Here is a 14,410-nt window from a genome sequence, read left to right as displayed (position 1 = left end):
ACCTCCTTTGCCTGCCGGTGTTCCAATGATAATAAAACTAAACAACGCTAAAACGGCGGTCATCGTCAGCAGCGATTTTTTCATTTTGTCTCACCTCCTTCATAAGATCTGTGTACAGTTGCTTCTGCCTGTCGCTGGCATATTCCCTGTTAATCTCGAAGAGAGTGACACAATTGATGAAGCCTTTCTCATTATTCAGTCTGGCAGACAGCTGGAGACATTCGATAATATGGTCGATTCCCCGCGGGTACTCCTGATGGTTGATAAGGTAAATAGCAATCTGATAGTTGAGCCGGAATAGCCTGTCTACATTGATCGGGTCCTGGAATTGACCGAATCGCAGCATTTCCCTTGAGAACTTGGTCAGTGCATTATCGGCAGAAAAGCCAAACTGGTTCGCAGATTCCATGATCGTGATTAGGCCAGGCAGAATCTCGCCCGGGTGATCGGCCAGGAAGGAGATATAAGATGGAAGGATGGAAATGTTGCCGTCCAGCATCTCCAGAGTGAAGCTGTTGGCTTTGGAGAAGAGCTTGAAGTCTTCGACCGCCTTGTGACCTTCTTCATCCAAAATCTCAAACCAGCTAAGGTCTGCATATCCGGCCGTATACCGCTTGGCTTCTTCATATCGCCCCTGCTTGGTCAGCGCGGCCGCCTTCAGCAAATAACCATGTCCGTAATACACCACAAGTGGCCGCTCCGTATGCATCGTCTCCCGGCGCTTGCTAGCATTCTTGCGCACTTCATCCCGGTATAATCCATTCGCGAGCGCACGCAATTCGTCGGCATATTTCTCTACATCCCGCCACCGGTGCAGGGTAAAGCAGACGTTCGCCAGCTTAAGCAGACCATCCAGCTGCATGGCCTCCGGCAGACGTCCCCGAAACGGCTCGAACGTGATCACCGCTCTAAACTTCTCCTCCATATCTACTACAGACTGCATGGATTTGAAAATGCGATATTGACTGATAGCCAGACGCTCCGAGTAACTGTCCTGCTCATTCTCGGCTACAATTTTATAGAAAATGACAGATTCGTTGATTTTCCCATTATTGAAAAGCTTCTCTGCGACTGAATAAATCAAGTCAATCTGCTTCGGATACTCAAGGATTCTGCTCAGAAGTTCATCAATACAAGGCTTCTTGCCGATCTCAGCGCATCGGATCAGAAACGGCTCTGCTCTGCGACGGGAGACCTTGTCCTCATAAAAACATTCATCAATATAGAGCGGATACAGCCAACCTTCAGGAAACCCGAAAGCCCGAGTAATCGCGTCCATTTGCCCTAATGATATAGGCTTTGGGGGATTCCCATGCAATATAGCACTGAGACTGCCGCGGTTCAGGCCGGAAACTTTCGCAAAAGAAGCGAGATTATGACCCGAACGGGATAGATTCTTCTCAATTTCTGAGCGTATAGTTGTAAACTTCGCCTCCACCCGGCACCTCCTATAATGATATAATAACAGCTTCTAATTATTTACATAATTATAGGATAATTGTCCAGAAAGCACAACAAAAAGAGGAGCTGTTCTCTCCCCTAATTCTACCATCTATATGATTATGGATGCAAAAGACTATTGAACTATTGCAACGCGGTCTGGCTTCTTAGCGCCGAATTCCTGGAATTTTTGGCAGACGGGCCGTTTCCCGCCTTCCGGCTGCGCAGACTCTCCATCATTTTATTCTGGGCTAGCAAAATATAACCGTCCAGCCGCTCGCTCAGCTCTACTACAGCACGATCACTTAGACTATGCTGCTCGGCAACCTCAAGTAATTGACATCTCAAGCTCTCAATCGTAATCAGCAGTTCGTCTTCTCTTATATCTCTCCTATGAATGTTACGGGAGGAAGCATCGTAAAGGCTCACGATTCTCTCACCTTCTCTCTATCAACTTCTCCCCTATCATAAATCATGATGCCAAAAAACATATTTTCAAAAAAAAGAAAAATTTGTCGATGATTCAACAAAACGGGAGACTAATGACCTACGAAGATCCCCTTAGCAAAAGAAATCCATTCTCGTGCCGCAAATGAAAGATAGCGATCCCGGCGCCAGATAATACCCAGCTGCCAGGGAATGACCGGAGCCGTCAGCGGAATGACAGCGATCCGTGAGCGGTCGATGTCACGGCAAATCGTCTCTGGCAGGAGCGCAATTCCGAGTCCCGCCCCTACCATTCCACTGATCAGATCCCACTGTGAGCTCTCGTATACCACCTTAGGTTGAAAACCTACTTTGACGCATTCTGTAATAATCCGATCATGCAGCATAAAATCCTCACGGAAGAGGATAAACTCTTCTTCCGCCAGTTCCGCCAGCTTCACGCATTCCTGTCCAGCCAGGCGGTGCCCTGCCGGAACTAGCAACTCCAGCTTTTCCTCCAGAATAGAGAAGAATTTAAACTTCCCCTGATCCACAGGCAGCACAATGACACCGATATCCAGCAGACCCGTCTCCACATCATTCTCCACCTTCTTGGCGCCATCCTCATGCAGGCGAATCGTCACCCCAGGGTATCGATGATGAAACTCACCGATAACTGCTGGGAAGAAGCTCGCACCTACCATTGGCGGCAATCCCATCTGGATATGGCCCTGCTTCAGCTCGCGCAAGCTATCCAGCTCAGAGGACAAGCTGGTGAATGAATCTACAATATTCTGCGCCTTGGTTAGCAGAATCTCGCCCGCATCTGTCAGGCGGATGCTTTTGCCTTCCCGGTAGAACAGGTCAGCACCCAGTTCGATCTCCAAATTCCTGATCATTTTGCTGATTGTAGGCTGCGAGATATACAGTGATTTGGCCGCCTGGGAAAAGCTGTTCAGTCTTGCGATTTGAACGAAATATTGTAGTTGCCGGATGTCCACGGCTCAGCCTCCTATGCATAGACAAAAGGAATGTCAGCTATTCGATCTATTCATTTTACCTATGAAAATAAATAATGTAAACTTTCATTACGATGAAAGGGGCGGCGCATTTATGAAAAAAATGATCTCAGGATTGCTGCAAATAGGCGGCCTCACTGTATTCTCACTGTTGATCAATTCACTGGCTTCATGGTTGCATTTTCCCATTCCCGGAAGCATTCTAGGCATGGTTATCTTATTCCTTCTGCTTGAATTCGGCGTCGTACGCTTGAACTGGGTGGAGGTCGGAGCCTCCTGGCTGCTGGCTGAGCTGCTTCTGTTCTTCATTCCTTCCGCGATCGGCGTCATGAAATACACAGATATGCTGGAGACCGACGGACTGCGGGTGCTGGCAGTCGTAGTGGTCGGTACATTCGCAGTCATGGCCTGCTCCGGGCTGCTCACAGGAGCTATATCCAAGGCAAAGGAGCATAAACCTTTATGATGACCGGACTATTGTTCCTCGCGCTAACCATAGGACTCTATCTCCTTGCCAAGCGCGCCTATAAGTTACACAGCAAAGTATACCTATCTCCGCTTATCATTACACCTCTGCTGATTGTTGGCATTCTGTTGATGACAGGCATCCCTTATGAATCTTACAATGCGGGAGGCAAGTGGCTGACTAACCTGCTGCAGCCGGCAACCATTGCGTTCGCTATCCCTTTGCATAAGAACTTCAAGGTACTCAAAAAACACGCCGCCGAGATTGCGGCAGGCGTGCTCTCAGGTACGATCATTGCGGTGATCTCCTCCATGCTGCTTGCCAAATGGCTGCATCTCAGCAGCGATCTGGTCTCCAGCTTGGTCCCACGATCGGTTACTACTCCGATCGCCATGAGCATCTCGCAGCGTATCGGAGGTGTACCTAGCATTACGGCGGTCTTCGTTATCCTCACCGGGATACTGGGCACAATGATGGGACCTTCCGTGCTGCGTCTCTTCCGCATTGACAATGAAATTGCGCGCGGTGTATCGCTGGGAACCGCAGCGCATGGTACAGGTACCTCCAAGGCCTTCGAGCTTAGCTCGCTGACCGGTACCATCTCCAGCATTGCGATGATCCTGACGGCGCTGCTGACCATCGGCATTGCGCCGCCACTGCTCGCAGTGTTCCTCCACTAAGGCCGTCCCGGCTTGGGCCAAAGCACATAGCTCCGAAGAAATCCCCGGAGCTGCGTGCTTTTTTTCTATGATCTCACTTGGAACTCGATCCTTCTACTTAACCTACAGTTTAACCGGCAGTCCAGTCTGTGCCGACTCATATGCCGCGCAAGTCACCTTCAGCGTCTTATAGCCGTCCTCATAGTCGCTGAGAATGCGGGAGCGATCGCCAGTACGCACGGCATGCAGGAACGCCTCGCTCTCAGCGGCATAAGGGTCGCCGCTGTTAGCATACTCTGTGCTGCCCCCGACACGGACGGTAAGCAGGCGATCAAGATTCCAGTCCAGCAGCCCTTGTTCATTATAGAAGGTCAGATTGACCCGGCCGACTTCTCCAGGAAGCACGCAGGTGTTGGAAATATTGGCAATGACGCCGCTAGTAAGCTTCAGCGACACTGTACCGATATCTGCAACCGTGACGTTCTCATGCTGCTCATGTACAATACGATTGCCGTACAAGCCGTACACTTCTTCTACCTCACCGCCCAGATAACGGAGCAAATCTACGATATGCGTTGTCTGCTCCGTAAACTGCCCACCGGACTGCTCCTGGTTGCGCCACCATGCTACTCCTGGCATACCGCCCATCCACTGACCGGTAACCATCCCGATTTTATCCCCGGTCAACGTTTCCTTCAGCCTTCGGATATTATCCTGATAGCGGAAGTGGTAGCCCACTGAGGTCAGCAGATTGCGCTCCTTAATCTCCTGAAGCAGGCTGGCCGGGATTTCGGTGCTGTAGCTTAGCGGTTTCTCGATAAAAAAGGGAATGTCATGCCGAATCAACGCACGCTCAATGTCACCATGGGACTGTGGGGGAACGCATATATAAGCAGCATCCAGCTTATGAGCTTCGAGCATCTCCGTAATATCGCCATAGCCTTCAGCATCATAATGACGGGCCATCTCGTCCGCCTTCTCCTTGCTACTGCCGCATACCGCTACTAGAGTAACATCTTCCATTCCAGCCAGTAAATCGGCGTGAACCTTACCGAACCAGCCTGTACCAATCAATCCGATGTTAAGTGTCATGATCTGCCTCCTGTGAGTCTGAATTGTATGCCCTTTCATAGATTATACGATGTTATTGCCAGATAAGGTAGTCCCGCCACTCTTCGGGGAGTAACCAGTGGTACGGCTGCTGCGTAAATCGGTCGTCGGCCAGCACAATGGTGCCATGGTCGTTTTCCGTGCGGATCAGCCTTCCGCCGGCCTGCAGCACCTTGCACATCCCCGGATAGACATAGGCATAGTCAAAGCCATTTTTGCCCTGGCGATTGAAGTAGGCGCGTAGCAGATTACGTTCGAGCCCCAGCTGCGGAAGTCCTACACCGACCACCATAACCCCGTTTAACCGGTCGCCGGGCAGATCCACTCCCTCCGAGAAAATACCGCCCAACACAGCAAATCCAAGAAGCGTTTGATTTGCGTCCGGACGGAAGGCTGCGAGGAAGTCTTCGCGTGCTTCCTCACTCATGCCGGAACCCTGTACTAGAGTAGCGATGTCGGGATATCGCTCACTGAATAGATCATATACATTTTGCAAGTAAAGATAAGAGGGAAAGAAGGCCAGATAATTTCCCGGCTTGCCGGTCATTCTGTGCAGGGCTTCACTCAAGGGCAGCAGGGACGCTTCCCGGTCATGATAGCGCGTAGACAGCGGGAGCAGCGACACCTCCCATTGCTCCTTTTGAAAAGGGGAAGCCACAATTAAGCTGTAGTCCTCTTCAGCAGCACCAATCATATCTCTGTAATACGACATCGGGGCCAAGGTAGCCGAAAACAGAATTTGGCTGCGGAAGCCTTTGGCCATCTGCCGCAGCAGATAGGAAGGGTCCAGGTTGAAGAGCTTTAGATAAACATCTCCACGGCGAATCTCCGCATAGGTCACATATCGCTCGTCATAGGTCTTGAAGGTGCGAAGCATCCCTTGTACGGCATAGAAGGTGTCCAGCAGACTGGATTCCCCTTCCTCAGGATCGGCGGCCAGCATCATCGACGGCTGGATCAATTCCAGTTCTGCCTCGGCTGCAAAATTCTCCAGCAGACCCGGCAGCTCTTCAGGGAAGTCATTCCACCAACCCTGACCCTCTTCGTTGCACAGCTTGCGAAGCGCGATGAAGAACGAGTTCACCGCCTTGGCAGCAGCGCTCAACCTTGAATTGCTTACCTTGTACTGCCGCTGCAGTCCCAAGAACGGAGCCTTCTGCAACGCAGCTGAGAACATCTCCCTTCCCCGATCCACCAGGTTGTGGGCCTCATCCACGAGCAGGACTGTATCCTTTTTCCGCTCTTCAGCCAGACGTTTCAGGCTAATTCGGGGATCATAAATGTAGTTGTAATCACAAATCACGGCATCGCAGACATAAGCGGCATCCAGCGAGAACTCGAAGGGGCAGACCTCGTGTTTCTTCGCATAGCCGGCGATAACCTCCCGTGTCATCAGCGTTTCCTGGCCCAGCATGTCCAGCAGCGCCTCATTGATCCGGTCGTAATAACCTTCGGCGAACGGGCAATGTTCACTACTACAAAGCCCCTCCTCCCGGAAGCAGGCTTTATCCTTGGCAGTCAGTGTAATGACGTGCAGGACAAGGCCCCTGGCCGACAGGAGCGCCAGCGCTTCCTCAGCGGCCATGCGGGTAATTGTCTTGGCGGTCAGGTAAAAAAATCCCTTCGCCCGGCCTTCACCAATGGCCTTGATCGCCGGGAACAGGGTGGACATCGTCTTGCCAATGCCTGTCGGTGCCTGAGCGAAGAGATTAACGCCTTCCGAGACCGCCTTGTACACGGCACCGGCAAAATGCCGCTGCCCCTTCCGATAGGTGGGAAAAGGGAACCCGAGCTCACGGATGCTCTGCTCCTTGGTAATATCATGCCGGAGCAGCATTTCGGCATAAGGTGCATAGCGGGCCACTGTATCAGCGGCAAAATCCGCCAGTTCCTCCATGCTGACACTCCTCTGCAGGCTCCGCTCCTCCTCTCCCCCGCGCTGAACATAGGTTAGCCTCACTTCCATGGAAGTTAAGCCCTGCTCAAGTGCGATCATATAGGCATACATGAGCGCCTGCGCCCAGTGGACCTCACGACCTTCACCCAGCAAGTCCAGCGGTCCGGCCGTGGACTTGATTTCCTCAACGACTAGCGTGCCGTCTTCTGTCAGCAGAAGACCATCACAGCGGCCGTCCACTACAAGTAGCAGCTCCTTGTATGGAATCTCTGTTTTCAGATAGACTTCCTTCTGGTCGCTTTCTTTGTACCGCTGCTGAATCTTCTGATGAATACGTGTCCCTTCCACCATGGAAGACGCACTACGGAACCCCGGCTCCAGGCTCCCGCTGCGGAATACATACTCTACAAGCGTTCTGACGGATATAGATATCCTATGCTGCATCCTTTCTCCTCCTTTTCGTACCGACGCTGACAACCCTATGTATTCGATTCGTCGTTTTTGTCTTTTATTCGCTGTATAAAGTCATCTGATGGCAGGAGAAGCAGGAGCGGCTGTACTGTCATTCACTTCCGCTTTACATTGCGCTAATGCTGGCATGCAGTGTTTTTGACATTTACATTTCAGGGGGAGATAATAAATTCTGTTAATATGGAATTTCTTTGTCCTTACACCGCTTCCTCTGTCCGGGAAGAAGCGTGTCATCACGTAGAAAGAAGGCGGAGCTGTGTCATCCAATACCTTGAAACGGTGGATCATCAAACCCTTTGTATTCTTCACCATTATTTTTGTCCTGAAAAGTTTTCTGGCCTGGGGCGTTATCTTTGGCGATATTCTCCCTTGGAAGTCTCTAATTACGGAGATTCCTTTTGCATGGGCACTTTTTTGCATTATTGAACGTTTTGCTTCCAAACGCAAATTAGGATATTACATGACGGTGAACCTGCTGGTGACCGCCATCTTTTTTGCCGCCATTATGTATTTCAAATATTACGGGGTTATTGTCACTTACCATGCCGCTGAGCAGGTGAATCAGGTCACTGCCGTCCGCAACAGCGTATTCTCACTGATGGACCCTTACTACCTCCTGATCTTCACTGATGTTATCGTACTTGGCTTCTACTTCTTCTTCAACAAGAACGGCCGGGATTACAAGAAGAAGAAGATCAACCTTGGTAGTGGAAAAGGGCGCTTCAGTATTTTGTTTGCAGTATCTCTAGCCTTGTGCCTGTTCAATATTCTGCCTAATAAAGCCAGTATGAATGAGATCAAGAAAGCACAGGAGATGGGTATTCTCAATTATGAGGCCTATACCATTTTTGCCAAAGACAAAACTGAGATTATAAATGCTAGTGATATCACCCAGGATGCTATAAACACGCTAAAAGGGGTTCGCGCTGAAGATCATTCATCCCTGCAAGGCGTTGCCAAAGGCAAGAATCTGATCATTATCCAGATGGAATCTTTCCAGAACTTCCTGCTTGGACTGAAGCTGGACGGCAAGGAAGTTACGCCAAATCTGAACCGCCTGATGGAGAGCAGCCTGTACTTCCCGAATTTCTATCAAATGGTGGGGCAGGGCAACACCTCGGATGCCGAGTTTGTGGTGAATACGTCCTTCTACATTCCTCCCCGCGGCGCAGCCACGATGTCGTATGTAGACAAGACACTTCCGAGTCTGCCGCGCCTGCTTCAATCCAATGGCTACCAGACCGCTACCTTCCATACGAATGATGTGGAATTCTGGAACCGCGGGGAATTGTATAGTTCCCTGGGCTGGGAGCATTATTATGATCACCAATTCTTCGGGGATGAGGACGTATTCTTCTTCGGGGCATCCGATGAAGTGCTCTACCGCAAGACAGCGGGAAAATTAAAAGAAATGAATGAGGCCGGTCAGCCATTCTATTCTCAGATCATTTCGATGTCTGCCCATCACCCTTTTACCATTCCGGCCGAGAAGTACCGGATGAAGCTACCTGAGCGTTATGAAGGTACTTTCGTTGGTGATTACATCCGATCCCAGAACTATGCAGATGAAGCCTTCGGCCAATTTGTAGCAGATCTGAAAGCAAACGGTGTCTGGGATAACAGTCTGATTATGATCTACGGCGACCATATGGGGCTGCCCATCTACTCGCTGGATCATGACGACAAAGCATTGATGCAAGAAATCTACGGTCATGACTACAGCTATGCCAATATGATGAATATTCCGCTGATTATCCATGGCGGAGGCATCACGAAACCGCAGGTACTGGATCAGGTTGGCGGGGAGATTGATATTATGCCGACAGCCGCCGGGCTGCTCGGTGTCTCCATGGAGAATAATCTGCATTTTGGCCAAGATCTGCTCAGTGAATCTGTCAATCTGCTGCCACAGCGTTATTATCTGCCATCAGGATCGTTCATTGCCAGCTCCGGACTGCTAATTCCGGGTAGCAGCTTTGAGGACAACACACAGTATCCTATCGCTTTAGGAGGCAAAACGCCTGCCGCGACGGAGGATGAATATAACCGGGCACTACGGCTGCTGCAGCTCTCGGACAGCTATGTAACCCAATTGCCGCTTAAGGCTGAAAGCAAGAAATAGAACCATACCAAGAAGAAACGGCCACACTCTTATTAATCCGGAGTGTGGCCGTTTTTGTATAGTTGAAGGCTTGGTGCTTCTCAGCGTTCCTGCTTGTCCAGCATTTCGTAGTACTTGGCAAAGGCTTTAAGCTCTTCCGGTTCCAGTATGGCTAAATGCTCAGCCAGCAGTAACTTGGAACGGTATTGTGCCTCCTTCAACGACTCCTCACCTTTGGCCGTGATGGTGACCACGACCGCCCTGCGATCCTGCTCATCCGGAACCCGGGCGATGAAGCCCAGCAGCTCCAGGCGATCGAGCATCACCGTTACGGCGCTGGATTTAACCTCCATTTTCTCAGCTAACTGGATCACACGTGATTTTTTCTCGTGGGCAATCATATTGAGAAGGCCTAGTTGAGGAAACGTTAGGCCAATTTCCTTATGCAAAGACATTTGGGACACAATTTTCCGCTGCACCCTCCACATGGATATCCCGATGCCTTCAATCACCGGATCTATTTGTTTCGACATTCCTTCAGCTCCCAATCACTTTGTCCTAAAACCAGCGTACCATTTTAACACTCCCGGATTCAATGACTCTCGGTCAATATTTTGCCAATTTCGCCATAGAGTTGTCACAACTATTCCTCAAACAAGCAAATTTCGACACAAGAATGCTGAGTTCGTTACGCTATAATCGTAGCAGTGAGCATCGAGAAAGAGACTCTTTGCGAACAATCAGTCATAATTGGTGGGGAAGAAGAATGAAATTGGCAACAAAATTAACCTGGATGATGTTCATCGTGCTGCTGCTTGTGGGCTCATCCATCGGATTCTTCGGGTATCGTGCCGCTTACAGTCAAGTGGACGAGGCCGCCGGGGTTGAATTGGTAGGCTGCGCCAATATTACAACCGGCCTGGTGAATCCAGAAGACATTTCCGCACTTACTGCGGGAGATTCAAGCAAGCTTGCTAAGATAGAAGAGCGTATTGGCTGGATCGTTGCTCACAAGCCTATTTTCAAAGAAGCCTTCATCCTGTCGTTGGACGGCAAAGTTCTAGCCGCTGACAGCAGCTTCCAGAAGCGCGGCTATAAAGCAGGCGATACATTTTATTTTAGCGATGAAGACAAGTCAATGATCAACAAAATGCAGCATTCCACATATTCCAAAGTTTATACATACGATGGAACCTCCCTCAAAACCGGCTACGGTCCTATCTATCAGGATCACGATCCTGCCAAACCCATTATCGCCTTAATGGCTATCAATTTTGACGGCTCAATTATTCAGGAAAGAACGATGGATGTGGTTGTTCAGCCTTTTATCATCGGTGCAGCCATTTTTGTGATGGCTATTGTAGTCGCTTACCTGCTTATTCGCCGCATGGTCAGCCCGTTAACCCGGTTGTCCCGTTCCGTTAATCTCGTAGCCCAGGGCGATCTGACACACGACCCTATTCTTCTCGCCAGTAAAGATGAGGTCGGAACCTTGGCGCGCGACTTCAATGCCATGACCGACAATCTTCGCTTGCTGATCACCGAAGTGAATGACACTTCCCATCAGGTTGCCTCTTCCTCTGGAGAGCTGTCGGCCAGCGCTCAGGAAACTAACAGGGCCGGGGAACATAGTGTGGGGATCACCCTTGAGCTTGCCGATGGGGCAAACGCCCAGCTCCTGAATCTCGAGGACAGCTACAAAGCCGTACAGAACATGTCCAGCTTCATCTCGGAGATTGCTGCTATGGCAGGTACTGCGCTTGATCTTGCCAATGGCAATGCAGAGAAAGCCCGAACGGGCAGAGAGTCGATGGATTCTACCACAGCACAGCTGATGACTATGAGCGGCAGTATCAGCATGCTCTCTGGCATGATCAATCTTCTGTCTAGCAACTCCAAGCAAATCGAGAGCATTGTTACCGTCATCTCCAGCATTGCCGAGGAGACCCATCTACTCTCCCTGAATGCAGCTATTGAAGCTGCACGGGCTGGCGAGGAAGGTCGGGGCTTCGCCGTTGTCGCCCAATCCGTTCGCAAGCTGGCAGAAAGATCTTCTCATTCCGCTACTCAAATCGGTGATCTGATCAAAATGACCGTAAGCCAGATGGAAAAGGCCACCGAGATGATGTCTTACTCCACGCAAGAAATGGAACAGAGTAGCGAAATGATAGACCAAGCCGGGACTTCTTTCACCGAAATTGAAATGTCGGTATCCAGCATGGCAGAGCAAAACCGGCAAATCTCTACAGTAGTTGGCCAACTCGCCGAGTTAGCCTCCGGGCTAGTCACAGCCATTCAGCATGTTGTTCAGGTATCCAATCAGACTGCGGCAGGGGCGGAAAGTCTGTCGGCATCCTCCCAACAGCAGCTTGCTGCGATGGAAGAGGTGGAAGCCGCTGCAACGATCCTGTCCTCAATGGCCGATAAGCTGCGCTTTTTGGTGGAGAAGTTCAAGGTTTGAGACCGTAGCAGCCCTAGGACTTAAGTAGATATGCTTTTTAATGCAGCAAAGCAGACCGGGGATCACCCCGGCCTGCTTTTTTTGTATAACAGAACTATGTAGCCATATAGACAAGTTAACTCCTGTCCGGCATAATTTCGAAAGTTATGTATATTGAACATGAAAACAAAATGATTACATGTCAGATCATGATACTGCCGTATTCTCAATAAACCACTGCCCTAACTCGTTCACAGGCATCGGCCGGCCATAATAATATCCTTGCATCACTCTGCAGCCCAGCGATTGCAGCAGTTCGATCTGCTCAGTCGTTTCTACGCCTTCAGCAACGACATCCATATTCAGGTTACTGGCGATGGCAATAATATTGCTGATGATCGCTTTCTTGGAATGCAGCTTACTTTTACGAATGAACACCTGGTCAATCTTCAGCGTATTAACCGGAATCTCGTCTAAATTGCCCAGCGAAGAGAAGCCCGTACCGAAATCATCCAGTGATACCCGTACGCCCAGCAGCCTGAGCTTGGATAATTGGGCTACTGTCTCCTCCATGTTGTTCATCGCGATAGATTCTGTAATCTCCAGTTCCAGAAAATGCGGCTCCAGCCCCGATTGCGCCAGCGCTTCCTCCACAACCTCATACAGCCCGTTTCCTTCGAACATCCGTGCTGACATATTAACGGAGACGGCGACATTCGCCACTTCCTCCTGATGCCAGAGCCTGTTCTGGCTACATACATCATGCAGCATCCAGTAGGTGATAGGCACGATCAAACCAGTCTCCTCAGCTATCGGAATAAATTCCGAGGGAGAGATGATTCCATGCTCAGGATGTCTCCACCGCAGTAAGGCTTCAAGCCCAACCGTCACATTCAACAACGAATCCCATTTGGGCTGGTACACGACCATGAATTCAGAACGGGCCAGCGCCTTGCGCAGATCCTTCTCCAGCGACATCCGCCGCAGCTGGTGACGATTCATCTCCTGATCGAAAATGCTGTATTTATTCTTGCCGGAGTCCTTAGAGGTGTAAAGTGCAGTATCTGCGGCTTTCATCAAGGACGACCGGTCGGTGCCATGCAGAGGAGTCAGGCTGATCCCGACGCTTGCTGTCACGTACAGTTCATTACCCTGGATGCTGTAGAAGTGCTTGAGCTCCTGCAGAATACGCTCGGCTACTTCTTCCGCTTCTGGCACGGAGCACATAGGCAGGGCGATGAGGAATTCGTCCCCGCCTAGCCGAAACACCTTCCCCATGGTGCCGACGCAGCCTTCCAGTCTTTTGGCGACCTCCTGCAGCAGCATATCCCCGATATCATGCCCCAGCGTATCGTTGATCGATTTGAAGCGGTCCAGATCCACAAAGAACACCGCCCCGGATGTTCCGCCGAAGAAATCTCCAAGGAAGTAACGCTCGAGGCCATGCCGGTTAGGCAGTCCGGTCAGCGGATCATGATAAGCCATCCGTTCAAGCACATGCCGGTCCAGGAAAACGGCTCCTCCGGAGACCGCAAGCATCAGAACCGTTACAATCGATACGCCGCTCAGCAGAATTACATCCGTATCCATCAGGAGGGATGAGGACCCACCAGGCCCTTTGTAATATTCCCACTGGCTGGCTCTGAGACTGAAATAATGAAGCCCTGTCACCGAAAGTCCAATCAATATTGCAAAATAGAGTCTCCACTTATTGAAGCTAGGATGATCCTTGAACTTGCGAAGCAAATAGAGGCCCATGGAAGACATCAGCACAGCGGCTAGGATCGAGATGGCCTGTGAGAGGATAGGATAGCGAATCCCCCCCTCCAGTACGATAGAAGACATCCCGATATCATGCATAGCAGAGCTCCCCACGCCAAGCAGCAGGCCCCCGGCACCCGCTCGCCAAAGCTTGAGACGGTGCGGAAACACAACCCAGAACGCAGCATAACAAGATAACATACACACCAGCAGGGACAGCAGCGCTTTACCCGGCTGGTAGCTGACTTCAAATGGTAAACGGCCGGCCATAATGCCGATATAATGCATTGCCCATAGGCCACTGCCAAGAACGCAGGATGCTGACAGCATCCACATTCGCCGGATTTTACCGGCAGAACGGGAAACTTGCGAAATCAAATTCACGGCAGCATAAACCGCAGCAGAGACCAGCGCGAAAGTTAGTAAAACGATCCAAATATTATAACGGATTCCCATTTGATCCATGTGTCAACCTCTTCACCGGTATAGTAATTATCATCATCGCCACAGTGCGTTTCTCAAGTCAGGATCAGTACACGTATATCGGATAAATGGAAGAGTGCGTAAAGATTATAGGCTATCCCTGGAAAAGCAACTTTAGGTGTAATTTTACCTTTTAT

At 50.3% G+C, this 14,410-nt stretch carries 11 protein-coding genes; 4 read left to right on the top strand and 7 right to left on the bottom strand.

All coding sequences use genetic code 11. The annotated features are described in order from the left end of the window. Positions 1-37 precede the first annotated feature (37 nt). From ACFVU8_RS18535 to cidR, 3 genes are all read right to left on the bottom strand, one after another. On the bottom strand, positions 38-1,438 hold the full coding sequence (locus tag ACFVU8_RS18535) for a DNA-binding protein (RefSeq protein ID WP_379466518.1): 1,401 nt from the start codon (positions 1,436-1,438) through the stop codon (positions 38-40). A 146-nt stretch (positions 1,439-1,584) separates the two neighbouring features. Then, the gene (locus ACFVU8_RS18530; RefSeq protein ID WP_175370770.1) at positions 1,585-1,869 is read right to left on the bottom strand and encodes an aspartyl-phosphate phosphatase Spo0E family protein; all 285 of its coding nucleotides are present in this window, start codon (positions 1,867-1,869) and stop codon (positions 1,585-1,587) included. A gap of 110 nt (positions 1,870-1,979) precedes the next feature. Continuing rightward, the gene (gene cidR, locus ACFVU8_RS18525) at positions 1,980-2,867 is read right to left on the bottom strand and encodes a cidABC operon transcriptional activator CidR (protein ID WP_379466519.1); all 888 of its coding nucleotides are present in this window, start codon (positions 2,865-2,867) and stop codon (positions 1,980-1,982) included. Between the two features lie 112 nt (positions 2,868-2,979). Between cidR and ACFVU8_RS18520 the strand changes: the two genes are divergently transcribed. Next, positions 2,980-3,351: a CidA/LrgA family protein gene (locus tag ACFVU8_RS18520; RefSeq protein ID WP_066378483.1), complete on the top strand. Its 372-nt coding sequence runs from the start codon at positions 2,980-2,982 to the stop codon at positions 3,349-3,351. Further along, on the top strand, positions 3,351-4,031 hold the full coding sequence (locus ACFVU8_RS18515) for a CidB/LrgB family autolysis modulator (protein ID WP_066378604.1): 681 nt from the start codon (positions 3,351-3,353) through the stop codon (positions 4,029-4,031). Before ACFVU8_RS18520 ends, ACFVU8_RS18515 begins: the two co-directional genes overlap by 1 nt. Before the next feature lie 102 nt (positions 4,032-4,133). Here the strand turns inward: ACFVU8_RS18515 and ACFVU8_RS18510 are convergent, their stop codons facing one another. Both ACFVU8_RS18510 and ACFVU8_RS18505 read right to left on the bottom strand, forming a co-directional pair. Further along, a complete protein-coding gene (locus ACFVU8_RS18510; RefSeq protein WP_175370773.1) occupies positions 4,134-5,102 on the bottom strand; it encodes a Gfo/Idh/MocA family protein in 969 nt (322 codons plus the stop codon). Between the two features lie 52 nt (positions 5,103-5,154). Next, complete coding sequence (locus ACFVU8_RS18505) at positions 5,155-7,461, bottom strand: helicase C-terminal domain-containing protein (RefSeq protein ID WP_387429191.1); 2,307 nt, start codon at positions 7,459-7,461, stop codon at positions 5,155-5,157. Positions 7,462-7,744: 283 nt separating this feature from the next. Between ACFVU8_RS18505 and ACFVU8_RS18500 the strand changes: the two genes are divergently transcribed. Further along, positions 7,745-9,610, top strand: a complete 1,866-nt coding sequence (locus tag ACFVU8_RS18500; RefSeq protein WP_387429188.1) for an LTA synthase family protein — start codon at positions 7,745-7,747, stop codon at positions 9,608-9,610. A gap of 80 nt (positions 9,611-9,690) precedes the next feature. Here ACFVU8_RS18500 and ACFVU8_RS18495 read toward each other — a convergent pair whose 3' ends face one another. Then, a complete protein-coding gene (locus ACFVU8_RS18495) occupies positions 9,691-10,122 on the bottom strand; it encodes a MarR family winged helix-turn-helix transcriptional regulator (protein ID WP_175370776.1) in 432 nt (143 codons plus the stop codon). 233 nt (positions 10,123-10,355) lie between these two features. Between ACFVU8_RS18495 and ACFVU8_RS18490 the strand changes: the two genes are divergently transcribed. Next, a complete protein-coding gene (locus ACFVU8_RS18490) occupies positions 10,356-12,050 on the top strand; it encodes a methyl-accepting chemotaxis protein (RefSeq protein ID WP_387429186.1) in 1,695 nt (564 codons plus the stop codon). Between the two features lie 186 nt (positions 12,051-12,236). Here the strand turns inward: ACFVU8_RS18490 and ACFVU8_RS18485 are convergent, their stop codons facing one another. Continuing rightward, positions 12,237-14,255 (bottom strand): putative bifunctional diguanylate cyclase/phosphodiesterase, encoded by a 2,019-nt coding sequence (locus tag ACFVU8_RS18485; protein ID WP_379466525.1) that lies wholly within the window; start codon positions 14,253-14,255, stop codon positions 12,237-12,239. Positions 14,256-14,410: the final 155 nt, after the last annotated feature.

This window comes from Paenibacillus sp. NPDC058177, from assembly GCF_042883835.1.
GTDB lineage: Bacteria > Bacillota > Bacilli > Paenibacillales > Paenibacillaceae > Paenibacillus_AQ > Paenibacillus_AQ agri.
Note: the sequence above shows the minus strand (reverse complement) of the source record. Positions and strands in the feature narration are given on the sequence as shown.